This is a genomic window from Bradyrhizobium erythrophlei, from assembly GCF_900129425.1.
In the GTDB taxonomy this organism is placed as follows: domain Bacteria; phylum Pseudomonadota; class Alphaproteobacteria; order Rhizobiales; family Xanthobacteraceae; genus Bradyrhizobium; species Bradyrhizobium erythrophlei_C.
In genome coordinates, this window is the sequence record NZ_LT670817.1 from 7,983,049 (window position 1) to 8,007,220 (window position 24,172).

Annotated in this window: 23 protein-coding genes; 14 read left to right on the forward strand and 9 right to left on the reverse strand. The window is 59.9% G+C overall.

The genetic code is table 11. The annotated features are described in order from the left end of the window. Window positions 1-679 precede the first annotated feature (679 nt). Window positions 680-919 carry a PilZ domain-containing protein gene (locus B5527_RS38040; RefSeq protein ID WP_079606059.1) on the reverse strand — a complete coding sequence of 80 codons (240 nt, stop codon included), beginning with the start codon at window positions 917-919 and terminating at the stop codon, window positions 680-682. A 269-nt stretch (window positions 920-1,188) separates the two neighbouring features. Here B5527_RS38040 and B5527_RS38045 point away from each other — a divergent pair, with 269 nt between their 5' ends. Further along, window positions 1,189-2,220 carry an IS110 family transposase gene (locus B5527_RS38045; RefSeq protein WP_079606060.1) on the forward strand — a complete coding sequence of 344 codons (1,032 nt, stop codon included), beginning with the start codon at window positions 1,189-1,191 and terminating at the stop codon, window positions 2,218-2,220. A 392-nt stretch (window positions 2,221-2,612) separates the two neighbouring features. Here B5527_RS38045 and lpxD read toward each other — a convergent pair whose 3' ends face one another. From lpxD to B5527_RS38055, 5 genes are all read right to left on the reverse strand, one after another. Further along, window positions 2,613-3,683 (reverse strand): UDP-3-O-(3-hydroxymyristoyl)glucosamine N-acyltransferase, encoded by a 1,071-nt coding sequence (gene lpxD, locus B5527_RS38050; protein ID WP_079606061.1) that lies wholly within the window; start codon window positions 3,681-3,683, stop codon window positions 2,613-2,615. Next, window positions 3,644-3,838: a hypothetical protein gene (locus B5527_RS45605; RefSeq protein WP_172842430.1), complete on the reverse strand. Its 195-nt coding sequence runs from the start codon at window positions 3,836-3,838 to the stop codon at window positions 3,644-3,646. The genes lpxD and B5527_RS45605 overlap by 40 nt, the downstream gene beginning before the upstream one ends. Before the next feature lie 22 nt (window positions 3,839-3,860). Beyond that, a complete protein-coding gene (locus B5527_RS44970) occupies window positions 3,861-4,316 on the reverse strand; it encodes a hypothetical protein (RefSeq protein ID WP_154072757.1) in 456 nt (151 codons plus the stop codon). 249 nt (window positions 4,317-4,565) lie between these two features. Next, window positions 4,566-4,748, reverse strand: a complete 183-nt coding sequence (locus B5527_RS45610) for a hypothetical protein (RefSeq protein ID WP_172842431.1) — start codon at window positions 4,746-4,748, stop codon at window positions 4,566-4,568. Then, window positions 4,679-4,906 carry a cysteine rich repeat-containing protein gene (locus tag B5527_RS38055; RefSeq protein WP_079607820.1) on the reverse strand — a complete coding sequence of 76 codons (228 nt, stop codon included), beginning with the start codon at window positions 4,904-4,906 and terminating at the stop codon, window positions 4,679-4,681. The genes B5527_RS45610 and B5527_RS38055 overlap by 70 nt, the downstream gene beginning before the upstream one ends. 506 nt (window positions 4,907-5,412) lie before the next feature. Here B5527_RS38055 and B5527_RS38060 point away from each other — a divergent pair. Next, window positions 5,413-5,601 (forward strand): hypothetical protein, encoded by a 189-nt coding sequence (locus tag B5527_RS38060; protein WP_079606062.1) that lies wholly within the window; start codon window positions 5,413-5,415, stop codon window positions 5,599-5,601. 522 nt (window positions 5,602-6,123) lie between these two features. Here B5527_RS38060 and B5527_RS38070 read toward each other — a convergent pair. Next, window positions 6,124-7,284: an IS30 family transposase gene (locus B5527_RS38070; protein WP_079605863.1), complete on the reverse strand. Its 1,161-nt coding sequence runs from the start codon at window positions 7,282-7,284 to the stop codon at window positions 6,124-6,126. Between the two features lie 683 nt (window positions 7,285-7,967). On the opposite strand from B5527_RS38070, the gene B5527_RS38075 reads away from it, so the two are divergent. From B5527_RS38075 to B5527_RS38095, 5 genes are all read left to right on the forward strand, one after another. After that, complete coding sequence (locus B5527_RS38075; protein WP_079606063.1) at window positions 7,968-8,420, forward strand: (2Fe-2S)-binding protein; 453 nt, start codon at window positions 7,968-7,970, stop codon at window positions 8,418-8,420. A 2-nt stretch (window positions 8,421-8,422) separates the two neighbouring features. Next, a complete protein-coding gene (locus tag B5527_RS38080; RefSeq protein ID WP_079606064.1) occupies window positions 8,423-10,747 on the forward strand; it encodes a xanthine dehydrogenase family protein molybdopterin-binding subunit in 2,325 nt (774 codons plus the stop codon). Between the two features lie 112 nt (window positions 10,748-10,859). Beyond that, window positions 10,860-12,590 (forward strand): PQQ-dependent dehydrogenase, methanol/ethanol family, encoded by a 1,731-nt coding sequence (locus B5527_RS38085; protein WP_079606065.1) that lies wholly within the window; start codon window positions 10,860-10,862, stop codon window positions 12,588-12,590. A 95-nt stretch (window positions 12,591-12,685) separates the two neighbouring features. Then, window positions 12,686-13,114 carry a hypothetical protein gene (locus B5527_RS38090; RefSeq protein WP_079606066.1) on the forward strand — a complete coding sequence of 143 codons (429 nt, stop codon included), beginning with the start codon at window positions 12,686-12,688 and terminating at the stop codon, window positions 13,112-13,114. 17 nt (window positions 13,115-13,131) lie between these two features. Next, window positions 13,132-13,707: a ubiquinol-cytochrome c reductase iron-sulfur subunit gene (locus B5527_RS38095; protein WP_172842792.1), complete on the forward strand. Its 576-nt coding sequence runs from the start codon at window positions 13,132-13,134 to the stop codon at window positions 13,705-13,707. Window positions 13,708-13,790: 83 nt separating this feature from the next. On the opposite strand, the gene B5527_RS38100 is transcribed toward B5527_RS38095, so the two are convergent. Next, window positions 13,791-14,051, reverse strand: coding sequence for a hypothetical protein (locus tag B5527_RS38100; RefSeq protein ID WP_079606068.1), 261 nt, complete (start codon window positions 14,049-14,051; stop codon window positions 13,791-13,793). A 535-nt stretch (window positions 14,052-14,586) separates the two neighbouring features. On the opposite strand from B5527_RS38100, the gene B5527_RS38105 reads away from it, so the two are divergent. From B5527_RS38105 to B5527_RS38130, 6 genes are all read left to right on the forward strand, one after another. Continuing rightward, window positions 14,587-15,576 carry an ABC transporter substrate-binding protein gene (locus B5527_RS38105; RefSeq protein WP_079606069.1) on the forward strand — a complete coding sequence of 330 codons (990 nt, stop codon included), beginning with the start codon at window positions 14,587-14,589 and terminating at the stop codon, window positions 15,574-15,576. 297 nt (window positions 15,577-15,873) lie between these two features. Beyond that, a complete protein-coding gene (locus B5527_RS38110) occupies window positions 15,874-16,845 on the forward strand; it encodes an ABC transporter substrate-binding protein (RefSeq protein ID WP_172842793.1) in 972 nt (323 codons plus the stop codon). Between the two features lie 41 nt (window positions 16,846-16,886). Next, entirely contained in the window at window positions 16,887-17,867 is a 981-nt protein-coding gene (locus B5527_RS38115; protein WP_079606071.1) for an ABC transporter substrate-binding protein, read from the forward strand. A gap of 93 nt (window positions 17,868-17,960) precedes the next feature. Further along, on the forward strand, window positions 17,961-19,016 hold the full coding sequence (locus B5527_RS38120; protein ID WP_079606072.1) for an IS110 family transposase: 1,056 nt from the start codon (window positions 17,961-17,963) through the stop codon (window positions 19,014-19,016). A 563-nt stretch (window positions 19,017-19,579) separates the two neighbouring features. Next, window positions 19,580-20,557, forward strand: coding sequence for an ABC transporter substrate-binding protein (locus B5527_RS38125; RefSeq protein ID WP_154072758.1), 978 nt, complete (start codon window positions 19,580-19,582; stop codon window positions 20,555-20,557). A 119-nt stretch (window positions 20,558-20,676) separates the two neighbouring features. Then, a complete protein-coding gene (locus B5527_RS38130; RefSeq protein WP_079606074.1) occupies window positions 20,677-21,708 on the forward strand; it encodes an IS110 family transposase in 1,032 nt (343 codons plus the stop codon). Between the two features lie 980 nt (window positions 21,709-22,688). Here the strand turns inward: B5527_RS38130 and B5527_RS38135 are convergent. After that, window positions 22,689-23,471 (reverse strand): transposase, encoded by a 783-nt coding sequence (locus B5527_RS38135; RefSeq protein ID WP_079606075.1) that lies wholly within the window; start codon window positions 23,469-23,471, stop codon window positions 22,689-22,691. A gap of 356 nt (window positions 23,472-23,827) precedes the next feature. On the opposite strand from B5527_RS38135, the gene B5527_RS38140 reads away from it, so the two are divergent. Then, window positions 23,828-24,151: a PilZ domain-containing protein gene (locus B5527_RS38140; protein WP_079606077.1), complete on the forward strand. Its 324-nt coding sequence runs from the start codon at window positions 23,828-23,830 to the stop codon at window positions 24,149-24,151. Window positions 24,152-24,172: the final 21 nt, after the last annotated feature.

A 24,172-nucleotide genomic window follows, 5' to 3' on the forward strand; every position in this document is an offset into this window, starting at 1 on the left:
TCCCACAGGCGTGGCCCTGGGAGGGGCACATGCGACTGCGGGAATTCATTGCGGTACGGCAGTCACCGCTTCAGCCTTAGCTAGGCAAGCGTGCGCTCAGAGGAGGTCGCCATGCCAGCGGAATCTCTAAGCGTGAATCCCGACAGCCAAGCCAACCTGCTTTAGCGCGTCGACAACTACATCGGAGCAGCGCCCGGCCCAGAGCAACTGATCCGCGACGTAGAGAACGAGGGTCGCTATCGCTGTTGCACCGAGAGCTTGCACGAGCATCGCCCCTTTGGTTCGATGAAGTATTGCCGTAGACGCTGCATGCGACAAATAAATCCTAAGTAAAAATGCTGGCGGTTTGCAGCACATGGGCAATTTTTGCTTAATGGTTCGCTGATATCTTGCGGACTGTCCCGGAACTGCTTTCGCGTGCCGCGACCATTGGTGACAAGCATGCAAACAATCGAAACGACCGATCCAAAAGAAGCGAGACGCTGCCGATACGCCCAGTACCGAGGCCGAAAAAGCGACGTTGACGTTAATGGGATCCACCATCACGGGGATGGTCCGGTCGGTGATGAAAGATAGGTCCAGCAGCCCCACACGTTCGATTGTCACGGTCGTTGGGATGCAGAGTATCGCAGCCTAACCCATCGGGTTTGGCGGCCGAAAAATAGTGAAGGCGCTGCATTCACTCGAATGCGACACCGATCCTGTTTGCACTTATCCAAGCGACCCGGCAGTTCCGGATCACACGATCCCTTTTGATCATCAACTGAAACCGATCTGGAACATAGGAGGGGCTCGGAACTTCGATCGCGGCCCCTTCCGCAGAGATGTTTAGCACGCGACAGCTCGTGCTCGATCCGCCGATTGAAATATACGCCGGTTCGTCAATCTCTGTACGCGGTTGTTGACGCCTCTCGTCCATCTCGGCGTTCTACACCATTCGTCTCAAGCAAACGTAAAGCCGACTCCTCAAACGAAAAACCCCGCCTGCCGCGCGGAGGCGTGAACTTCGGCTGGCACCGAACGGACATGCCGAAGCAGTCGCCTCATGTCTGTTGTTGGGGGAGAAACGGACCTAGCTCAGATCCGCCCCGAGGTCTGAGTTTGATGCTGTGGACGGCTCCTCCACCGGCACGAGAGTGCCACGGCTGTGGGAGTAGTTAAGGGTCCCACGATTCGGAGGAGCTATCCATGCAAACGGTTACGACAATCGGTCTCGACATCGCCAAGTCGGTGTTCCAGGTTCATGGGCATGATGGCGCCGGCCAGGTAGTCATCCGCCGTCAGTTGAAACGGCGCTCTGTCCTGGCGTTCTTTCAGAAGTTGCCGCCGTGCTTGGTCGGCATTGAGGCCTGCGCTTCGGCGCACCATTGGTCGCGCGAACTGCAAGCGCTGGGTCACAAGGTACGGTTGATACCGCCGGCCTATGTGAAGCCTTACGTCAAGCGACAGAAGAATGATGCGGCTGACGCGGAGGCGATTTGCGAGGCGGTCACCAGGGCCAACATGCGGTTCGTGCCAACCAAGACTCTAGAGCAGCAGAGTGGCCTGGTGCTACACCGCACGCGCCATCTGTTCATCCGTCAGCAGACCGCGGTGATCAATGCCATTCGGGCCCATCTTGCCGAGTTCGGGATCGTTGCGCCGGTTGGGCGCCACGGTGTCGAGGAGCTGCTCAATGTCGTGGCTGATCCAAACGACAAGCGAGTTCCGGAGATGGCTCGTGCGTGTCTCTCGGCATTCGGGGCTCAATTGCGCAGGATCCAGGAGCAGGTACTGGAGTTCGACCGACTGATCAGGGCCTGGCACCGATCCGACGAGATGAGCATGAGGCTCGATGAAGCTCCTGGCGTCGGTCCGGTGCTGGCCACTGCTGTGGTCGCCACCGTTGCTGATCCAAAGTCCTTCCGATCAGGACGCAACTTCTCGGCCTGGATCGGTATCGTGCCGAAGCAGCACTCGAGTGGAGGCAAGAACCGGCTCGGCAATATAAGCAAACAAGGTGACCGCTATCTGCGCGGCCTGTTCGTGGCCGGCGCGCTCGCCGTCATCCGTTACGCCAAGATCCATGGCACCAAACATCGCCCCTGGCTCACGGCGTTGCTGGCGCGACGGCCGACCAAGGTTGCGGCTATTGCGCTTGCCAACAAGCTCGCGCGAATGGTCTGGGCCATGATGGCCAGGGGCGAGCGATACAAGGAACCCGTCGCGCTTGCGGCGTAAACGAGATCGCGCCGGACAACCGGCGTGATGTGAAGGTTGGGAGGGCGAACAGCACGTAATGCAGAGCCGGTCGATCCGGCGATCAGGACAACCCACTTGGGTCGAGGCATTGTCAAATGCGCGAGTTTGATCGGGACCTGATCCGCGGAGGGCATTATGGCCAGCGGTCATATGAACCGCGTCAAAAGGCCGGACACATGGCTGCACCGACCAATGCTGCAAAACGTGAAGAAAGTCCTTGCCAATCCGGAGCCGTCCACACATGACCCATTTCGGAAGTCGGCGACTTTCAAAGAAATTTCAATCGCCCCGCCCCCATGCCTTCCGACCGTCACACGGCCGCCTCTTATTTTTGAGGGCGGGGCTATGGTGGAAGGATCATCGATTGGATTTCAACTCTTATCGGAGAGTGTCGAATGAGCCGCAGCTTTATCGCCGGATTTGGTCAGTCGAGCCAGTGCAACCAGTTGGCGCATCCATTGCATTCTCGGCCGGGCTGGATAGCCACCCCAGGTTTTTCCAGGAGGAACGTCGCTCATAACGCCGGAGCCCCCTGCCACCCGTCCACCCCTGCCTATTGTGACGTGGGATGCAATAGAAACCCTGCCACCAAGGACGACAAAATCCTCAAGCGTGACGCTTCCACTGAGACCCGACTGTGCGGCGATAACACAATGGCGACCAATGACTACGTTGTGGCCGACCTGACACAGATTGTCGATCTTCGTCGCCTCTCCGATGATAGTGTCCCTTATGCCGCCACGATCAATCGTCGTCCCGGCACCGATCTCGACGTCGTTATGGATGATTACCTGTCCAGTTTGGGGAACTTTTTGCTGTGTGGCACCGGCGATGTAACCAAAGCCGTCCTGCCCAATACGGCATCCGGGATGGATCACGACGCGCTCGCCTACAAGCGTATGCATGATCGAACATCCCGCGCCGATCGTGCAATCGCGGCCGATCAATACGTCCGGTCCGATTACGGCCGTTGCGGCGATGATGCTTCCCGCTCCAATCTCAGCCCGCGGCCCGATCACAGCTCCCGGATCAACTGTTATTCCGCTCCCAAGGCGCGCAGTTGGATGAATGGTTGAGCCTTGCGCGATATTGTTGGTTTCATACAGGGAGGTCGGACGAAGGGATTGAGGGTACAGTTCACTATGTACGTCGACAAAAGCGCGATAGGGCTGCTCCGTAGGCAGCAGGATGAGGGCGTTTGGCGCGCGACTTTCGAAGCGCTGAAGCATTAGGCAGGCTCCAGCGCGCGTCGTCGCCAAGGCGTCGGCGTACTTGTTGCTTTCGATGAAAGTGAGGTCATTCGGCCCGGCAAGTTCGAGTGGCGCAACATCTGTAATCAGGTGCGAAAGTCGCGCTGCATCATGGCATTCGGCACCCGTCAGCAAAATGATGTTGGCCACAGTCAAACCTGCGGGGCGATCGAAGAATCTTCGTTTTCCCATATCCCAACCTTAACGATACCGGCATCGAGTTTGGGGCGACCGGCATCGCCAAACTGTATTGCCAGACTTTCGGAGAGAGCGACGAATTTCAGCCAGTCCGGCAGCGTGAAGTGAAAACAGCACGAGAGTATGACGGGATTGATACGTAGCAACATTGCGCAACGGAGCTATGGTATTTCATTTCGCCTTCATGTTCTCACGGGGGCTGATGGTTTGAGTCTTATCGGCTCGCGCTCCGCCGGTGGCACAAAGCCACCAGTCCGAATCATGCGATCCACATACCGTTTTCGACGAGCACGTTCCGTCCAAGGGAACAAGCTGGTCGCGGAAGCGAGGCGCTTGTGCACCGATGCGCCTGCGGACCTTCGACCATTCGCAAGCGCGCTCGGAGACGTTCCGAGGCGTGAAGCTGATGTAGGTTAGCAATCCGCCGACACAACTAAATTGAATTTCAGATTTCGGTGCCTCCCGCGCTATCCAACGACCGGCGACTTCCGGGTTTGGCACTTTTCGGACATGGGTGGTCGCGCTGACGATGTCTGTTTTTGAGGGGATACTGTTGCAAAAGTCGAAAATCGGACAACACCAAAAATCTCGCGAAAGTTGATTTTTGAATTTCTCTTCCGCTGTCACGTTCTGTAGCGCCGTGGGAAGGGCCGTGGTCGATTTTGGGTGAAACGATGTGGTCCCTCACGTCGCCGCGCGCGAAGCGCATCAGCGGTCTTTAGAATTTTCGTACTTCACCCGAAAAAGACTTTTGCAACAATATCGAGGGTAAAGCGGACGGCCCAGTTGCGCGCCCGGACTTCCGAGTTTAACCCTTAGCTGCCATCGATGACTGAGCTGAACATTGACGGACTCGATTCTCTACTCGGCCCGTACTCATTCGGCGAACATCGCCTCAGCCGGCCAGGAGCAGCGCCCCGCTTCATTGTTCGCGGGAACGGTCTTACCCATTTCAACGCGTTGCAACGAGCCGGCGTTAAGCGCCATCCTCACATGCCGTGGCTGGCAAATACTTTTTGGCAGCTCTTGCTCAGTCTGGTCCTGTTCTGCTGCAAGCATTGTTGGACCGCTCCATCATCGCCCAATTGCTGTCGGCAAAAGCGCTGCGCATCGCGTCTGCAGGCCTGCTGCTCTTGTGGCGTGCCCATGTGACCCTGTGCAAAAGATAAGGAAGTTTCAGTCAGCAAAATGACTAGAGCTAGGACAATTGAGCGCATAACAATCTCCCTATGTTGACAGGGGAACAAAACGTTACTCCCCGTCTGCGGTTCCTCGATAGACATACCGATACTCAGTGCATCCTCATGCACTTTTGGCACGTTCGAGACGTGTCGATACACGCGGAGAATGTCTGATTGTTGGGGGGACCCGCCCCTACCGAGCGGGTGCTGTTCATACCGCGCGGGGAACTATCCAAGCCGCATAACGTTTTTGCTTAGAGTGGAGGCTCCCTCATGAGTAACGAGCGGAATAGCCACCGTACCACCGTCATACTTTTCGCCGTCGCGGTGATAACCGCAATACTCGCGGCATTCGTCACCACGCTTGAGCGGGTCGACACAAGGACGGCTAACAACGAGACCCCGCCCGGTACGACGGGCCTCGCTAAGCCACGCCCGCCACTAGACCGCGCACCAGGCCAGCCGGTGTTAGGCAACTGAGCGGCCAGATATCCTGCCGGCCGGTGAACCCCGGGGTAAAATCCCCCAAGCGGAGGAACAACATGACCGCACACATCCTCGAGGACCTTTCCACTAGGTTGATGGACCGGCGTCCCTTCGTGATCATGGGCAACACGATGCCGCCCCGAGATCCTGATGAAGACGAAGAGGGCGAGGACGAAGAGGAAGACGACGAAGAGGAGGACCGCGCCGACGAACCGCCGGTCGTGCGCGATCCGGACGAAGAGTAAGCCGGATGCTTCTAGACTAGGATTTTCATAGCCTTAGTTTCGGAGAGTGTGATCCACAGCGGACACGCGGCGCGCTACCGCGTCCGGTGGGTTCCAAGGTCCCTACGAAATCCCGGGAGCACCGGCCAGACCTCGAATGGACGGCAGTTCTCGGCGGGAGCAACCTCTCGGCGTTCACTGGTGCAGGAGACGAGCATGACCCTCCTCATATGGCTTGGTGTGCTCCTAGTTTTCGGCGGGGTGCTGCAGATGGCGTTTCAGCCCATCTGGCGAGGCCGACTAAGTGGTAGAAGGCGACTTCGCTCCGGGCGACCCAGCGATACCCTGGAACCTGAGAGACCGGCTAGCGGCTTTGGGATCAAGTCGAATTGGCCCGGTCTCGCTATGCTCGTGCTTGGCTCCGCTCTCCTGCTGGCCGCGGTTGCCACCTGAATTTGAGACTTACTTTCGTCAATGGGCTCGGGCTCGCTCACTTGGTAGGGCTTTTCGGTTCTCGAGGAATGTCTCTTCAAGGCAGCCGGCTCAACCGGTCGATGCAACACAGGCGTTAAATCTCTCTGCTGGGGTTTCAAATTGCATGGTCTTACGCGGCCGTTCGTTAAGCTGGCGAGCCACTTTGTTCAAGTGGGCTTGCGAGTGCACCGACAAGTCGGTGCCCTTCGGGAAGTATTGTCGCAGCAGGCCATTGGTGTTCTCATTCGACCCGCGCTGCCACGGGCTTTGCGGATCGCAAAAATAAACGTCGATGTTGGTCGTCAACGTAAATCGTCGATGATCCGTAAGTTCCTTGCCCCGGTCCCAGGTTAGCGATTTATACAGTTCGGTCGGCAGCTTTCTAGCTTGCTTGATGAGCGCGGAGACGACCGATTGGGTGTCTTTGTTGGCCACCTTTGCTAACATCACGTAACGGGTATGACGCTCGACCAAGGTCGCGATATAGCTGTTCTTCGAACCGGACAGCAGATCGCCTTCCCAATGGCCAGGCACCGCTCGATCTTCAACTGCTGCCGGGCGCTGACGGATCGAGACGGGATCCTTGATTTGTCCCCGTCCATCGCCGTGAAGACCTGCCTGTTTCGATCGACGGATCGTGCGCTTCGATCGAAGATGGCAAAGTAGCTCTTTCTTAAGCACTCCGCGAGCTTGAACAAAGAGACTGCGATAGATCGTCTCGTGTGACACCTGACAATTCTCATCTTCAGGATGGGCTCTCTTAAGCCAGCCGGCTATCTGCTCGGGTGCCCAATTTAATCTCAGCTTGCTGGTTACCGCCTGTCGCAACCCGGGATTAGTCGCCAACTTGCAATGTTTCGGACGGCGGGCTCGGGCCCAGGCCTGGTCATCCGCCAGAGCCGCTCGGTATCGATCATAGCCGCCATTCCGGCTAATTTCTCGGCTCACCGTCGAAGGCGAGCGGCCCAGCATCTTGGCTATCGATCGGGCTGATTGATGCGCTGTAATCCCTCTGGAAATCTCCTCCCGCTCCGAAAGCGCCAATGCCAGCCTTGAGCGATGCCTTGCTGCAGGACGGATGCCCCCGTGCGGGGCCACCTGGAAATAAATCGACGATGACGGCTTCCCAAACGCTCGCCCGATCCCCTTCAAAGACTCCCCGCGTTGCCAGCGATCCCATAACTCCGTCTTCTCGGCCGTTGTAAAACCTCGACGAAATCTCTGTTCCATCGTCTCACTCCATCTTTTCCCTCTAAGATAAAGTGTTGCATCGACCGGTTGAGCCCACCGCACTTTTCGGACATGCCGGGGTGGTCTGACGACATCTGTCCCTGAGGGTAGAATGGACTTGCCGAGGAAGCAGGTTCACTTCCTTTTTTGACCGACTCGGACATTGGCTCCGGCCAGGGTGGCTTCCTTGGCCTCTTTCGAGAATCCGATTTTCTTAGATCGCGTCGCGTTGGCTGCCCCACCATGCGGGTCTTCTGATCGGTTGCGTCATGTTCCCCCCATGACTTAACTCTTGCCTCGCTCCTCAGTCGCCGGGCGAGGCATTTTTCTCGTCGCTGCTGCAGACTGTTTGTTGGAAAATGGAAAAGCTCCGGCATTCGTCCCCCCGCTTTTGACAAAAGAAAAATGCGAAAACAACTGTCTGTGAAGTCAGCTCCATGTCAATTTCTGATAACCTCACGCCGTTGGCTATAAAGGCCCGCCTGCACAACAACCTAAAACTGAATTGAAGCAGGAGGCGTGAGCAAAGCAAACTGTCGAACAGATCGTGCAATGAAGTCTGTCAGCCTTCCTGACACGATGAGCGCGTGCGGGAAGTCGAAGCGGTCGATGCGGGCGAATGGAAGCCTGTTCCGCTTGCACCGAACCAGACATCAGTAGCTTAAGAAGAGCGAGAAACGATCATGATCAAGTTGAAGATTAATGGCCAGGAACAAAACTGGGATGGCGACCCGGATCTTCCGCTGCTTTGGTTTCTCCGTGATGAGGTGGGCCTGACCGGCACCAAATATGGCTGCGGCCAGGCGCTGTGCGGTGCGTGTACCGTCATGGTCGACAAGGAGGCTACGCGCTCCTGCATCACCTCGGTGTCCGACGTGGTCGGCCGCGAGGTCACCACCATCGAAGGCCTTCACCCGACCGGCGATCATCCGGTTCAGAAGGCTTGGCGACAACTCAACGTCCCGCAATGCGGCTATTGCCAGGTCGGCCAAATCATGCAGGCGGCCGCGTTGCTGATACAAAATCCAAAACCGTCGCACGATCAGATAGTTGAAGCGATGTCCGGCAACATCTGCCGCTGCGGCTGTTACCAGCGCATTGAAAACGCAGTGCATCTCGCATCGACGGGGGTGTGACCATGACAATCAATACGAACCCCAAAAAACTCCGTGGCTTTGAACAGTTCATCAAGGTCAAGGTCGAGAACGTTTCGCGTCGCAGCATCCTGAAGGGCCTCGGCATCGCCGGAGGCTTCGTGCTCGCCGCTCCCGTGATGTCACGCCCCGCCTTCGCCGCGTACCAGACCGGCGCGAGCAAGATGCCGCACGGCACCGTGGTCGACCCTCGTGTTTTCGTGTCGATCGCACCGGATGGCATAGTTGCGATCGTCGCACACCGTGCCGAGATGGGAACAGGCGTCAGAACCAGCCTGCCGTTGATCGTAGCCGAAGAGATGGAAGCCGACTGGTCGCGCGTCCGCGTCCAGCAGGCCCATGGCGACGAAGCCAGATACGGCAACCAGGATACCGACGGATCGCGCAGCACACGGCACTATCTGATCCCGATGCGCCAGATCGGCGCCTCGGCTCGCACGATGCTTGAAGCCGCCGCGGCGAAGCGCTGGGGCGTACCGGCCAGCGAAGTGAAGGCTGCCAATCACGAAGTGGTCCACAATGCGAGTGGACGCCGCATCGGATTCGGCGATTTGGCTGCCGATGCAGCGAACGAGCCAGTGCCGAGTATCGAAGGCCTGAAGCTGAAGGACCCGAAGGATTTTCGCTATCTCGGCAAAGGCGAGATCAGCATCGTCGACCTGCGCGACATCACCACCGGCACGGCGCATTACGGCTCCGACACGCGCCTGCCCGGCATGAAGTACGCCGTCATCGCGCGGCCTCCGGTCACCGGCGGCAAGCTCGCGTCGTTCGACGCAGCAGAGGCCATGAAGGTTTCCGGCGTCGAAAAGGTCATGGAAGTGAGGGGATGGCCGTGGCCCTCCAAGTTCCAGCCGCTCGGCGGGGTCGCCGTGATCGCTCGCAACACCGGTGCTGCGATCAAGGGCCGCGATGCGCTGAAGGTTGTCTGGGATGACGGACCTAACGGCAAATACGACTCGGTCGCCTATCGGGCCGAACTCGAGGAAGCCGCGCGCAAGCCGGGGCTGATCGTGCGCAAGGAGGGCGACGTCGATGCCGCCTTGAAGGGGGCCGACAAGGTGATCGTGGGTGAATATTACCTGCCGCACCTTGCCCACGTCTCCATGGAGACGCCTGTCGCGGTCGCCGACGTCAAAGGCGACAAGGCCGAAATCTGGGCGCCTGTGCAAAGTGCGGGTGGAACCCGCGAAGACGTCGCGAAGACGCTCGGCATTCCCGAGGAGAACGTGACCGTCAACGTCACGCTGCTCGGCGGCGGATTCGGGCGAAAGTCGAAGTGCGATTTCGCGCTGGAAGCGGCCCTGCTTTCGAAGGAACTCGGTGCGCCGGTCAAGGTGCAATGGACGCGGGACGACGATATTCGCCACGATTTCCTGCACACGGTTTCCGCGGAACGCATCGAGGCCGGACTCGACAAGAACGGCAAGGTGATCGCGTGGCGCCATCGCAGCGTCGCACCGAGCATCGCGTCGACATTTGCGGCGGGTACGGTGCAGCAGGCACCTTTCGAACTCGGCATGGGACTTGTCGACATGCCGTTCGAGATCGCCAATATCCAGTGCGAGAACCCGGAAGCGGCCGCACACACCCGCATCGGCTGGTTCCGCTCAGTGTCGAATATCCCGCACGCCTTCGCCGTGCAGTCCATGGTTGGCGAGCTCGCGCACACCACCAACCGCGATCAGAAGGAAATGTTGTTGGAGCTCATCGGCTCTCCGCGGATCGTCGACCTGTCTTCCGTGAAGGATCTCTGGAACTATGGCGAGCCCTACTCCAGCTATCCGATCGACACGGCGCGGCTTCGGCGTGCCGTCGAGCTGGTCGCTGAGAAGGGCGAATGGGGACGGTCGGTGCCCAAAGGCCATGGGCTCGGGATTGCCGTCCACCGCAGTTTTGTCAGCTATATCGCGACCATCGTCGAGGTGGCCGTGGACGACAAGGGCAAATTCACGGTGCCTCGGGTCGACACCGCGATCGACTGTGGGACATACGTGAACCCCGAGCGAATCCGGTCCCAGATCGAGGGCGCCGCGATCATGGGAATGAGCCTCGCCAAATATGGCGAGATCACCTTCAAGGACGGCAAGGTACAGCAGCGCAACTATGACGACTTCCAGGTGATCCGAATTGACGAGGCTCCCCGTGTGACCAACGTCTACATCGTGCCTCCTGGCCCCGACACGCCGCCAAGCGGCGTCGGCGAGCCCGGCGTGCCGCCCTTCGCCCCGGCATTGGTCAACGCCATCTTTGCCGCGACCGGCAAGCGTATCCGGGTGCTGCCAATCGGCAAGCAACTGGAAACGTAGAGGCATTGCTCGTAGAGACCGTTTCATCGACCTGTCGCTGAGACAGTCCCTCAAACAAAAGAATGCGGCGGATAAAACACAGGTAGATATAAAACATAGGGAGGTAGCGTCCATGACCAGAAAGCAATGGCTTTTATCGAGCGTTGTCGCGCTCACAACCTTTGTCTCAACCGTGGTCGTCGCCGGTCCGATCGAGAATTACAGTCCGGTAACATCAGCTCGGCTGGAAAATCCAGAACCGGGGAACTGGCTGATGACGCGCGGCAACTACAAGGGATGGAGCTACAGTTCGCTTGATCAAATCAACACCAGCAATGTGAAGTCGCTGGTACCGGTGTGGAGCTTCTCCACCGGTATGGATTCTGGTCACGAAGCGCCGCCGATCGTGAACAACGGAGTGATGTTCATCTCGACGCCGTACATCCAGGTGATCGCGCTGGATGCGGCCACGGGGGATCTGCTTTGGCGCTACAAGCCCAAGTTTCCCGAAGGGTTCAGCGCCCTGCACAACACCAACCGTGGCGTGGCGCTGTACGGCGACAAGGTATACCTGGCCGGGCTTGATGCCGTGCTGGTCGCGCTCGACGCCAAGACCGGCAAGGTCGTTTGGAACGCGAAGGTCGAGGATTGGAAGACCGGCTACTACATGACCATGGCGCCCCTGGTGGTAAAGGACAAGATTCTGGTTGGCGTCGCGGGCGGCGAGTTCGGCGTGCGCGGCTTCGTCCAGGCATTCGATGCCGAGTCCGGCAAGCCTGTATGGAAGACCTACACGGTTCCGGCACCCGGCGAGCCGGGAAGCGACAGCTGGCAGAAGCCCGACACCTGGAAGACCGGCGGTGCCTCCACCTGGATGACCGGCAACTATGATGCCGAGTCCAACACGGTCTATTGGGGGACGGGCAACGCCTCCCCATGGTTCGGCGATCAGCGGCCGGGCGACAATCTGTACACCTCCTCCACGGTCGCGCTCGATGGCGATACCGGCAAGATGAAGAGCTATTTCCAATACCAACAGAACGAGTCGTGGGACTGGGACGAGATGAGTCCCCCGATGCTGGTGGACTTCCAGATGGACGGCGCCACCACCAAGGGCCTGCTGAAGCCGGCGCGCAACGGCTACCTATACCGGTTCAAGCGCAATTCGGACGGCGGGATCTCCTTCATCAACGCCCAGGCCTACGTGCCGCAGAACGTCTTCAAGAGCATCGATCCGAAGACCGGGCGGCCTGAGGTCGACATGGCCCACAAGCCGGCCACCGGCAAGGCGGCCCAGTTCTGCCCCGGCCTGTGGGGCGGCAAGGACTGGCCGTTCGAGGCCTATAACCCGAAGACCGGAATGGTCTACATTCCGTCCAACGAGAACCACTGCAACAACCTGGAAGGCAAGGTTGAGGAGCGCGTTCCCGGACAGTGGTGGACGGGCGTTGCCATCCCGGATCTCCACTTCTCGGTCGACACCAAGGCGAGCTTCTACGGCGAGCTCCAGGCGTACGACGTCGACAGCGGCAAGCGGGTTTGGCGCAACCTGTACCCGGGGTCGATGATGTGGGGCTCGATACTGACCACCGGCGGCGGCCTGCTCTTCACGGGCGGCACCAACGACCGTGAGTTCCGCGCCTACGATGCCAAGACCGGTGAGCAGCTTTGGCACTTCAAGACCAATTCCGGGATCATGGCGCCGCCTTCGACCTACGAGGTCAACGGCGTGCAGTACGTGGCGGTGGAGTCCGGCTACGGAGTCGACCCGGCCTTCCAGCAGGGGCTGATGAGCGAGCTGGTAGGTTGGCAGAAGGATGTGCCGCAGGGCGGCGTCGTCTGGGTCTTCGCCGTCTCCAAGTGAGTCCATCTTTGTTCGCGACCGGCCGGGTTTCGTTGTCTTGTCAAGCAACCTCAGCCGTTAGGATTCCAACGATGCAATATGTTCGAGCAGGATCGATGCTGATCCGCTTCTGCGCCTTTGCACTGGCCGCGCTGGCGACCTCTCCGGCCTCACCGGGGTTCGAGCAGGCGCAGGCCGACGAATCGCCCGCCTACGTGGTCGAGGTCACCGACGTGTCCGCCAAGGTCGGCGAGCCGGCGGTGCTGCACGCCACGTTGCGCGTTCGCGACGGCTACCGCGTTCTCCAGGGTTACAACAATCGCGTGATCGAGCTGTCGTCGTTTGACGATGGGGTGGCGTTCGAGCGTCGCGTAGTGGGGGGCACCATTCAGGAGGGCGGGCTCGACTTCGCGATCGGCGTGCGGGCCACTAAGCCGGGCAGACACCCGATCAATGGCTACTTCAGGGTCGGCTACATCCATGGCCCCGACGAGTTCGCAATGATTTCGCTGCGCCTGATCGCCAGCGTCAATGGCACCGAGTAATGGAAGGAGCGAGCCACATGCCGTTCGATGATCGGCTGCACTGTCGCTGCTACAAGCGTCGGACAATCCTCGGGCTGACGCTCGCGCCGCTGTTGGCCGGTTCCGCGCGCGCGGCGGAGGAGGGCGAGGCTGCCAAGCCGCCGGCGCCGGATGATCGCTTTGTGTTTCTGACCGGTCCGAGGAAGGGACAGGTGGTTCGGGCCGAGGACCTTGCGCTCGGCGGTCCGCAGGTGCAGGCCTTTCCGATGGCTCCGGACGGCACGGTGCGCAACGACACGCGCCTCAATCTGGTAATCCTGGCGAGGTTCGACCCCGCCGTACTGACCGACGAGACGCGAGCGCGCGCTGCCGACGGCGTCGTTGCCTATTCGGCGATCTGCACGCACCAAGGTTGCCCGGTGAACATGTGGTCGAAGGAGCAGAACGCGTTCGTCTGCTCATGCCACGCCTCTACCTTCGATCCCAGAAACGCCGCCGAGGTGATCGGTGGGCCGGCTCCGCGTCCGCTTGCGGCGCTCGGGCTGAAGCTCAAGGACGGCGTAGTGACGGTTGCTTCGACCTTTTCGGGTCACGTCGGCGTCACGCAGAACTGATCCGCGACCGAAATCGCAACTCTTACCTTACAAGAATACGGCAGAAAACATCCGCCGCATTCTTTGTTTTTGCTTCCTTTCTGCTATTTGCCTTCCCGCTCGATCTTCCGCTTCGCGTCCTCGTTCATTTCTTTGACCGTTGGATCCGGATTGGTCTGACCGGTCGTCTGAGTACGCGTTGCCGGCGGGCCGTCATTTGGAACCGATGTCTGACCAGGCATGGTCTCGGCGGGACGCGTTGCGGTAGCCGGCGGTGGTGAGCTGGATTGCGCGTTCACCGCCTGCATGCTCAACAGAAGGACGCCCGGCAATAGCAGCGCGAGCGTTTTGAGTTTGCGTTGCATCGATCTGCCTCCTTTCGTCAGCGGCGCGGAACAGAGATACGTTTGTCGTGCCCAAACGTTCCCCTCACGTCTCCAGTTGTTTCCCGATCGGCGGTGCCCGGATGCGTTTGCCGGTTGCTGCGAGTCGCGTTGATCAACGCTGGCGCGAAGGGCGGCACGCCAGGTTCGCCGACAGCTTGGAGGCGCTTGTCTTGGTCCGTACCGCGAATGGGTGATTGAAACACTTTGGTCCGGGCGCCTTCCGCCAAAGTCTCTTATTGACCCAGGCTGTGTAAAAACTCCGACGTCGAACTTGCGCGCAGAAAGTTTGTCTCGATTGCGTTGAATAAGAAAAGAAGCGATCTGCCAGTCATTGTCGGAAGAAGAAAAGAGAGAAAACAATTCTGCACGTTCTCTGCGCGTGCACGTTTTCACACAGCCTGGACCCAGAGCGGTCCTAGGCCGAGGCGAACTGTCGCACCGCGGCGCGAGCGCTTGAACTTGGTCCTGGCCAATCCGTTAAGCCCTTTACGGATTATTTGGCTGCCGGCAGCATATGCAATTCGATCAGTTGAACCGACGCGACTTCATCGTGCTGCTCGGTGGCGGCTCGGCCGGGTGGCCGCTCGTCGCCAATGCCCAGCAGTCGGGAAAGCTATTTAGGCTCGGCTATCTCGCCTTTATCCGGGGCCAGGATTCGGAGACGGTGCTGCAACGGCTGAGTGAACTGGGCTACAGCGAGGGCCGCAATTTGCGCTTCGATTTGCGTTCCGTCGATGGACAAGCGGAGCGACTGCCGCAACTGGCCGCGGAGTTGGTTCGAGCAGGCCCGGACGTGTTGATTGCCGGGTTCGGGACACTGGCCGCGAAGGCGGCGAAAGCTGCAACCACAACGATCCCTGTCGTCTTTACAAGCGTCGGCGATCCTATCGGCGCGGGCCTAGTTGCAAGCCTGAATCGACCGGGCGGAAATGTGACTGGCGTGAGCAGTGAAGCGAGCGATGTTGTCGGCAAGCGGCTGCAAATCCTGCAGGAGTGCATCCCAGGTAAACTGACCATCGCGGTGTTGGTGAACCCGGACACACCTTTCTCGACGCTCGCGTTGCAGGAGCTCAGGGTAGCCGCCGACGCGAGGGGGCTGCGCATCCAAGTCTTCGAAGCGAGGACTGCCGACCAAGTTCCAGTTGCCATAGAGGCCGCTAATCAGGCAGGCGCGGCCGGCCTGATTACGCTGGAAGACCCTTTGATCGTTCGTGTTCGCCATCAAATAGCCGAGCTAGCAGCAAAGGCTCGGCTGCCGGCCGTCTACGCAAATAGGGCATTTGCAGAGGCGGGTGGGCTCATGTCGTATGGGGTGGATCGGCGCCAGCTCTATCGTCACGCCGCCGAGTACGTGGACAAGATCCTGAAAGGCGCAAAGCCAGCGGACCTGCCGGTCGAGCAGCCTACGCAATTCGAATTCGTTATCAATCTCAAAGCAGCTCAGTCACTCGGTCTCACAGTCCCGAATACGCTTCTTGTTAACGCCGATCAGGTGATCGAGTGAACGAAAGTTTGCTGCGGCGCATTAGTCCGGAAGTGGCACTTTTCCGTAGGACCGTTTTGACCCCAGAACAGACAGACGGAGTGTCCTACCTCGGATTTGAGCCGCGATAATCGAAAGTAATCCAGCGTTCGTCCACATGTCTCGTTAGATCGTCGAGGTACGGCTAGATCGACCAAATTCTCCCGAAGCGGTCTTTCGGTCTCAGCCCTATGGGACCGCCAGCAACCTTTCGCTCGACGCCGAGTTTTACAAGCCTAGATGTGGGAATTGCAGAGGCGTGATCTCCAGGGCGCATTTATGAAGCGACGCGAGTTTTTAGGCACGATTTTGGCTGTGCCGCTTTGCTACCGCTCGGCATTGGCGGAGGGAAAAATCAGACGGGTTGGCTACCTCTCCGCGGGTTCCCCGGTCACTGATGACTCGCCGACCTCCGGTCCGGTGATCGACGGGCTCAAACGTCTCGGTTGGGTAGAGGGCCGCACGATCCACTTCGAACGGCGTGCTGCCGAAGGCCAAATCGATCGTTTGCCATCGCTCGTCAGCGACCTTATAGCCGTCGGCGTGGAAGCGATCCTCACGTCAGGATTTCCCGCCATCGCTGCATGCAAGGGCGCACCAGTTCCAGCCATCGCCTCGGGCGCCGGCGATCTGGTTTCACTCGGGCTGATCGAGAGCCTTCGCCAGCCGGGTGGCAACATCACAGGGATTTCGGATCTGGCTGGCGAATTGGCGCCGAAGCGGCTGGCCATTCTCAAGGAAGCGCTACCCTCCATCCGCCGCGTTGCCATGCTTTGGAACGATGGAGACCGCGCGATGGGCCAGCGTTACGAGCTCTCAGCTGCATCAGCAGGTACGCTGGCAATTAGCGTACAACCGCTTCCAGTACGCGAGCCGGAAGACTTTTCCGAAGCCTTCGCAGCGATGGATCGGGAAAGGCCGGATGCCGGGTTTATGGTGGTCGACGGACTGACCGGTCTGAACCGCAAACGCGTCATCGAATTTGCCGGATCGCACCGCATTCCATTTATGTACGAAGGTGACTTCATCGTTCGGGACGGCGGTCTCGTCTCTTACGGTCCGGACCTCACCGAGGTCGGTGAACGACAGGCTTCGTTGCTCGACAAAATCCTGCATGGTGCGAACGCTGGCGAATTACCTTTCGAGCGGCCGACGAGGTTCACGCTCGCGGTGAACTTGAAAACAGCCGCCAAGCTCAGCCTCAAGCTGCCTCCCGCGCTACTGGTTCGCGCCGATGAAGTGATCGAGTGAGCACTCCGTTGTCGAGGCAGGCTCGGATAGGAGGGAAACTCGTGAAGCGGCGGGAATTCATCGCTCTACTCGGCGGTGCAGCGGCTTGGCCCCTATCGGCGCGCGCCGAGCCGGCGATGCCGACCATTGGCTATATTGGAAGCGAGACGCCGGAGCTGTTCGCCGACCGCCTGGACGCCTTCCGCCAGGGCCTTGCTGCCGCCGGGTATGAGGAGGGGCGCAACGTCCGGATCGAATTTCGCTGGGCCGAGGGGCGCAACGATCGGTTTCCTGCCCTGGCAGCCGATCTGGTTAGCCGCCAAGTGGCCCTCATCGCCGCACCGGGCAGCACGCCGGCGGCACTGGCGGCGAAGGAGGCGACCGCGACGATTCCGATTGTCTTCGCGATCGGCGGTGATCCCGTTTCCCTCGACCTCGTTGCCAGTCTCAGTCGGCCCCGCGGTAACGTGACCGGCGCGACCAGCTTGAACGTCGAAGTCGGACCGAAACGGCTGGAGCTGCTGCAGGAACTGGTTCCCGGCGCGCGCATTGTCGGCCTGCTCGTCAACCCGACCAATCCGAAGCTTGCCGAGGCCCAGTCGAGAGACGGCGAGGCAGCCGCGCGCAGTTACGGTGTGCAGATACATGTCCTCCGCGCCAGTAGCGAAAGCGAGTTCGAGCCGGATTTCGCGGCCTTGGCCCCGCTCGGAGCCGGAGCCCTCGTGATCGGCAACGACGCCCTGTTCCTTAGCGAGAGCCGCCGCTTGGCTACACTGGCGATCCGCTACGCGATGCCCACCATCCACCAGAGTCGCGCGTTCGCCGCGGCAGGCGGCCTAGCGAGCTACGGCGGCAGCGTGGCGGAGGCGCACCGCAACGCCGGGGTCTATGCCGGCCGGATACTGAAGGGCGAACGCCCGGCCGATCTGCCCGTCGTGCAGTCCACGAAAATTGAGCTGACCGTCAATCTCAGAGCCGCCAAGGCGCTCGGACTCGCCGTGCCGGAATTGCTGCTTGCCCGCGCCGACGAGGTGATCGAATAGGTTGATCACTTCCGTTAATGGGATGGCCCGGCCGTGCTCAGCGGTTGCTGGACTGTGGCTGGGAGGCGTGAAGCAAAGCTCAAGGAGCATGCAATGCGCACATCTCAGAAGATAACTGGAATCGTCGCCACGATCGGGCTCGACATCGGCGAGAACACCTTCCACCTCGTTGGCTTTGACCAGCGGGCTGCCATCATTCTGCAGCAGAAGGTGTCACGCAGTCAGCTCGAACGCCGTGTCGCCAATACTCCACGTTGCCTGATCGGCATGGAGGCCTGCTCGGGCTCCCATCACATCGGTCGGCGGCTGGCTGAGATCGGCCACGATGTGCGTCTGATCCCGGCCCAGTACGTGAAGCCGTTCCTCAAAGGGCACAAGAACGACTACCGCGATGCCGAGGCGATCGCGGAGGCAGTGCAGCGGCCCACCATGCACTTCGTGACGATCAAGACGCCGGAACAGATGGATTTGCTGGCTTTGCATCGCGTGCGCTCACGCCTTGTCGGACGGCGGACGGGCGTGATCAACCAAATCCGCAGCTTCCTCATCGAGCGCGGCATCACGGTGCGTCAGGGCCCGATGCCCTTGCGCAAGGCGCTATCGGAAATTCTAGGCTCAGACACTGGCGCGCTTTCGCCCAGAATGGTTGGCCTCATCGCTGACCTGGCCCAAGACTGGCGTCGGCTTGACGAGCGCATTGCAGCCGTGTCGGCCGAAATCGAAGCGCTGGCGGAGCAAGACCACAGTTGTCAGCGCCTGATGACCGTACCTGGGGTCGGGCCGATCATCTCGAGCGCCGTGGTGGCGGCGATCGGCAACGGCACCGGATTCAAGCAGGGCCGCGACTTTGGCGCTTGGCTGGGGCTCGTGCCGAAGCAGGAGTCGACGGGGGATCGCACAATCCTGGGCAAGATCTCCAAGCGCGGCAACAAGTACCTGAGAACACTGTTCGTGCAGGCCGCGCACGTCGTTCTCGAGCGGCGGCCGAGCGCAGCGATGCGGGGGTTGTGGCCCGGGGCCGAGCAAGCTTCAAAACGGCTGCACCGCAACATGCTGGCGATCGCGCTCGCCAACAAGCTCGCCCGCATCGCCTGGGCGGTTCTCGCGCGCGGTGGCACCTATCAACCGAGGATCACCCATGCAGCATGACAAAGGCCTCGCTCAGGTTCACCAAGGAGATGCCCGCCATCCCCTCTCCGCCACCATCACTCGCCTCATTGGGCGAGCGAGCGACGGTGGCTCCGAGGGGATGGCTTCACGTGATCCGGCTGACGTCAAACCTCAGAACGGAGACTGAGTACCCACCGAAGTCTGCGAGATGGAATGAAGAGATGGACGAACGGTCTGCCCGGCGCAACCAAGAGACTGGGTGCCATGATGGCCCAACGAGGTCTTTCCGCTAGTCAGCCTCGGATGCGCGCGGATACCCATGATGGCCCGGAGCAAATGCTCCACGTTAGAGGCCTGATACATTGTTGCAGCTCTCACGTTCGTCGGTCTTGGAGCTTCTGTCTTGCAACGCACGGCCCGGGCCATAGAATGTGGCACCTTCGTGCCGACGGACTCCGAGAATTTCTGTTTATCGCGGTAGACCGAAAGTCGTCGGCAGCGGGTGAAAATGGCGCTTTTGATCTTGAGCGGACATTAAGCAGTTGGTCTAGCCAAGTCATTGCGAACGGTTACAATGCTGAACTCTGAGCTTGGGGGAGGACATGAGGCGGCGCGAGTTCATCACGCTTGTTGGCCGCGCGGCCACTGCTTGGCCGATTGCGACACGAGCGGAGCAACCAGCAAGGCTACCGACCATCGGTCTCTTAGGCTCGGCTCCTTCGGTCTCGGCCGAATGGGTCGCCGCTTTTGTGCAGCGGTTGAGCGAACTCCGGTGGGTCGTTGGGAGTACCGTCGCCATCGAATATCGCTGGGCGGAGGGGCGCAATGATCGGTTCGCCGAGTTCGCGGCTGAGTTCGTCCGGCTTAAGGTCGATGCCATTGTCCTCGGGGGAACGCAGGCGGCCCTTGCGGCGATGCAGCTAACATCGGTCATTCCGATCGTCTTCGTAGCGGTTGGTGATCCGGTTGCCAGCGGTCTCGTTGTATCCTTGGCGCGGCCGGGAGGTAACGTCACCGGCTTGTCGAACCAGACCAGAGACCTTGCCGGAAAGCGGATCGAAATTTTGCGCGAGGTCATACCTGGCCTTCGCCGACTGGCAATTCTGGCGAATGTTGAGAACGTCGCCGTGGTACTGGAAATGCGCGACGCTCACGCGGCAGCCCGAACGCTCGGATATGAGGTGATTGCAATGGAAATCCGACGAGCCGAGGATATCGCAGCTGCTTTCGGGACGATGAGCGATCGCGCAGACGCAATTTACGTCGTGATCGATCCGCTCGTGAACACTAATCGACTCTATATAAATGATTTGGCGCTTAGTGTGCGCATGCCAACCATGCACGGTGGCCGGGAGGGAGTCGAAGCAGGCGGTCTGATATCTTATGGGCCGAACTTTCCCGAGCTATGGCGGCGGTCTGCGGAATACATCGACAAGATATTGCGAGGGGTTAAGCCGGCTGACATTCCGGTCGAGCAGCCGACCAAGTTTGATCTGGTTATCAATCTCAAGACTGCGAAGGCGCTTGGTCTCACCGTGCCGGCGCCACTGCTCACCCGTGCCGACGAGGTGATCGAATAGGGCGCGGTTTGTTGCGGTGCATGAGTCCGTCCATGATGCTGTGGACGGCTCCTCCACCGGCACGTGAGTGCCACGGATGTGGGCCTTGTTAAGGCTCCCACGATTCAGAGGAGCGAGCCATGCAGACGGTCACGACAATCGGTTTCGACATCGCCAAGTCAGTTTTCCAGGTGCACGGAGTTGATACCATCGGCCAGGTAGTAATCCGACGCCAGTTGAAGCGTCGCCACGTGCTGGCGTTCTTCGAGAAACTGCCGCCATGCCTGGTTGGCATTGAGGCTTGCGCGTCGTCTCACCATTGGTCGCGCGAGCTGCAGGCGCTTGGCCATACCGTACGATTGATGGCGCCGGCTTACGTTAAGCCCTACGTCAAACGGCAGAAGAATGACATGGCCGACGCAGAAGCGATTTGCGAGGCGGTCGCCAGAGCCAACATGCGGTTCGTGCCAACCAAGAATCCCGAACAGCAGAGCTGCCTGATGCTTCACCGTACTCGCCATCTATTCATCCGCCAGCAGACTGCGCTGATCAATTCAATCCGAGCGCATTTCGCCGAGTTCGGCATTGTCGCACCGGTCGGGCGCAAAGGGGTCACGGAACTGTTGCGCGTTGTTGCCGACCCGAATGACAAGCGACTGCCGGAGGCTGCCCGTGCCTGCCTTGCCGCGCTCGGTACTCAGCTACTCGCCCTCAAGGAGCAGATTTTGGAGTTCGATCGAATGATCCTGACCTGGCATCGGTCCAACCAGACGAGTAAGCGCCTTCATTACATTCCCGGGGTTGGCCCGATGCTGGCGACGGCGCTGGTTGCGAGTGTTGCCGATCCCAGAACCTTCCGCTCCGGACGTAACTTCTCCGCCTGGATTGGGCTCGTTCCCAAACAGCACTCAAGTGGGGGCAAGGAGCGGCTCGGCAGCATCAGTAAACAGGGTGATCGCTATCTGCGGAGCCTCTTCGTGGCCGGAGCACTCGCCGTCATCCGCTATGCCAAGATCCATGGCACCGGGCATCGGCCCTGGCTCACGGCATTGCTAGGCCGACGCCCTACCAAGGTCGCCGCCATCGCGCTCGCCAACAAGATCGCGCGGATGGCCTGGGCCATGATGGCCAAGGGGGAGCGCTACAAACAACCCGCAGCGCTTGCGCGGTAACGACATCGCGCCGGAGAACCGGCGTGATGTGAAGGTTGGGAGGGCGAACAGCACGTAATGCAGAGCCGGTCGATCCGGCGATCAGGACAACCCACTTGTGCCATCGCATCATCGAATGCGGGTTGTTGACCAAGACCTGATCCGCGGAGGGCATTATGGCCAGCGGTCATGTGAACCGCACCCAAAGGCCGAACACATGGCAGCACCGACCAAGCCTGCGACGTGAAGAAAGTCCTTGCCAATCCGGAGCCGTCCACACATGAAGAAAGTCCTTGCCAATCCGGAGCCGTCCACACATGGCACAAAGCGGACGTGCCCGTCGCCTCGGTGAATGTCCGCTGTTGCGAAAGTTTGCGGATGCCGGCCCCATGAAGGTGGCGCGGCGCGCACCGGGGGCTGGCGTACGCAAACCTTCACATAAGCGGAAGTCGTCACGCAGAACGCCAGCCTTGCATGGGGCCACCGTTGTCAAGAGACGCGTCACGAGGTTGCATTGGGCATGGCAGGCTCTTTTGCTCGGTTGCGCTGAGCGGTCAAAGCCCCAGAGCCGCGTGCGGCGCGCCGAAGGCGCGGGGCTTGACCGCGAATGCGCAGACCGAGCTACCATAGTCGTCGCCGCGACGCGCGAATTTCGTCGGGCCCGTCCGATCGACGATGGATCTCTATTTTGTAGAATTTCCTTTCATCAATATTGAGTGATGGTGTCTGAAGATCGGAACGATGGCATCCGAGGGGAGCTCGCGATCGGGGCGCGGAGGTCCGCGCCACAGCCTTGTATTCGGTCGATCCGTGAGGATCACACCATGATGCAGTCATACGCATCGGCGGCAAAGCTCCGGGGCGGCGGGCCCATCCTTCACAGCGGCCTTGGAAAGCCATGGTTTGCCGTCGGGTCACCACCACCTCGGATTCATCGGCAGACCCCTGGTAGAGGCTGCCAAAACAGTTGTTCCTGTTGGCCCTCTCTTCCGTGCCGACGCTCACGACGCTGGACGTAGGACGACGCCCTGCGGAACCTCGCCGCCGGTGACCAGGCGCCAGAGGGCGATCAGTAGTTTGCGCGCCAGCGCCACGATCATCGCCTTGCGCGTTCCGCCGCGTCCATCAGCCGTTCGTGCCGCAAACCATTGGGCCAGGCCACTGGCCTTTTGAAACCTGAGAAAACGCCAAGCCAGCTGGATCATGCCACACCTGACGCGGGCGTTGCCGGCGCGCGCAAGGCCCCGTTCGCGTCGACGGCTGCCGCTCTCGTCGGGCGAGCCGGTAAGGCCGGCGTATCGGGCGACCGCCCTGCGATCGCGCCAGTGGCGCGAGAAGATCTCGTCGACCAGCAAATGCCGTCTCTCACCGCGCAACCATCCGCGAAAGGCCCGCATCAGAAGTTCCGTGTCGAGGCAATCGGTCTTCGCGCGCCGGTGTTCGCGCGACACCGCAATGCTCGTGGGATGGATGACGTAAGTCTCGACGTCGCGCCCCAGCAGCCAACGCGCGAGCCAGAAGCCGTCGCGGCCAGCCTCATAGGCGACGACGATGCGATTAATATCGCGTCCAGCCCAGTTCGCTTCATTCCGCCAACGTTGCAACAGCTTCAGCAGGGCTTCCTTGTCGGCATCGAGCTTCTTAAGAGGCTGGCGTTCGACGCCGGGAATAACCGCGGCAACGAGCCACTTGGTTTGGCTCATCTCGATCACAGCGATGATCGTGCTATCCTGCTCGAGGGTGGTGAGGGATCTGCTCGGGTCAAAGAGAAAGTTCTGCGACATGGGGCACTCCGTCGGTGGCCGATGAAACTGCGCCGAAGGTGCCATGCCCTCGCCGCTCGCCCCATAGCATCTTCACATAAGCGGAAGTCGTCACGCAGAACGCCAGCCTTTAGCTCTTTGTCGGAGACCGGACACAAGATTTTTGCTGCTGGTGCACAAAATGGTCTCTTTTGCTTTGCTAGGATTTACTCGCGGATAGTTGTTTACGGAAAAGTTGCATTTTTTTGATTTGATGAACTCAGAAGAATTAAAGCATCGTTTTGACCCGCTTTTTTTGAGCGGAGGAAATTGTACAGCGACAAAGCCAGAGGCATTCGTGTCGCTCATATCCCAGGCAGAAGGCTTAGGAGCGTACGATGGCATGGGGCGATCGCAAAGGCACACGTGTCTCTTTTGAACGTGCCGTCGACGCGCTGGTGATGGGCATTGACGGCACCTGGCGCCGCGAGTGCCATCTCGTCGATGTGTCGGTGAGCGGGGCAAAGCTGATCGTATCCGGCTCTAAGGAGGGATTCAATCTCAAGGAATTCTTCCTGCTGCTGACGCCCACCGGCACAACCTTCCGGCGTTGCGAGTTGGTTAGGGTGAACGGAGATGAGATCGGCGTTCGCTTTCTGAAGAAAAGCGATGTCGGCAAGCCGGCGTGGCGACCGGCTTCCGCACCTGTAGAGACCGCATAGTTGAATTCAGATTTCATGTCC

Bases quoted from the DNA above. Each gene is read 5' to 3' on its own strand.
- B5527_RS38110 (WP_172842793.1), top strand. From the start codon at position 15,874: ATGAAGCGACGCGAGTTTTTAGGCACGATTTTGGCTGTGCCGCTTTGC.
- B5527_RS38100 (WP_079606068.1), bottom strand. From the start codon at position 14,051: ATGCAACGCAAACTCAAAACGCTCGCGCTGCTATTGCCGGGCGTCCTT.
- B5527_RS38075 (WP_079606063.1), top strand. From the start codon at position 7,968: ATGATCAAGTTGAAGATTAATGGCCAGGAACAAAACTGGGATGGCGAC.
- B5527_RS38045 (WP_079606060.1), top strand. From the start codon at position 1,189: ATGCAAACGGTTACGACAATCGGTCTCGACATCGCCAAGTCGGTGTTC.
- B5527_RS38095 (WP_172842792.1), top strand. From the start codon at position 13,132: ATGCCGTTCGATGATCGGCTGCACTGTCGCTGCTACAAGCGTCGGACA.
- B5527_RS38135 (WP_079606075.1), bottom strand. From the start codon at position 23,471: ATGTCGCAGAACTTTCTCTTTGACCCGAGCAGATCCCTCACCACCCTC.
- B5527_RS38125 (WP_154072758.1), top strand. From the start codon at position 19,580: ATGAGGCGGCGCGAGTTCATCACGCTTGTTGGCCGCGCGGCCACTGCT.
- B5527_RS38055 (WP_079607820.1), bottom strand. From the start codon at position 4,906: ATGCGCTCAATTGTCCTAGCTCTAGTCATTTTGCTGACTGAAACTTCC.
- B5527_RS38120 (WP_079606072.1), top strand. From the start codon at position 17,961: ATGCGCACATCTCAGAAGATAACTGGAATCGTCGCCACGATCGGGCTC.
- B5527_RS45605 (WP_172842430.1), bottom strand. From the start codon at position 3,838: ATGTTGCTACGTATCAATCCCGTCATACTCTCGTGCTGTTTTCACTTC.
- B5527_RS38060 (WP_079606062.1), top strand. From the start codon at position 5,413: ATGACCGCACACATCCTCGAGGACCTTTCCACTAGGTTGATGGACCGG.
- B5527_RS38140 (WP_079606077.1), top strand. From the start codon at position 23,828: ATGGCATGGGGCGATCGCAAAGGCACACGTGTCTCTTTTGAACGTGCC.
- B5527_RS38070 (WP_079605863.1), bottom strand. From the start codon at position 7,284: ATGGAACAGAGATTTCGTCGAGGTTTTACAACGGCCGAGAAGACGGAG.
- B5527_RS38040 (WP_079606059.1), bottom strand. From the start codon at position 919: ATGGACGAGAGGCGTCAACAACCGCGTACAGAGATTGACGAACCGGCG.
- B5527_RS38105 (WP_079606069.1), top strand. From the start codon at position 14,587: ATGCAATTCGATCAGTTGAACCGACGCGACTTCATCGTGCTGCTCGGT.
- lpxD (WP_079606061.1), bottom strand. From the start codon at position 3,683: ATGGGAAAACGAAGATTCTTCGATCGCCCCGCAGGTTTGACTGTGGCC.
- B5527_RS38090 (WP_079606066.1), top strand. From the start codon at position 12,686: ATGCTGATCCGCTTCTGCGCCTTTGCACTGGCCGCGCTGGCGACCTCT.
- B5527_RS38085 (WP_079606065.1), top strand. From the start codon at position 10,860: ATGACCAGAAAGCAATGGCTTTTATCGAGCGTTGTCGCGCTCACAACC.
- B5527_RS38130 (WP_079606074.1), top strand. From the start codon at position 20,677: ATGCAGACGGTCACGACAATCGGTTTCGACATCGCCAAGTCAGTTTTC.
- B5527_RS45610 (WP_172842431.1), bottom strand. From the start codon at position 4,748: ATGCTTGCAGCAGAACAGGACCAGACTGAGCAAGAGCTGCCAAAAAGT.
- B5527_RS38080 (WP_079606064.1), top strand. From the start codon at position 8,423: ATGACAATCAATACGAACCCCAAAAAACTCCGTGGCTTTGAACAGTTC.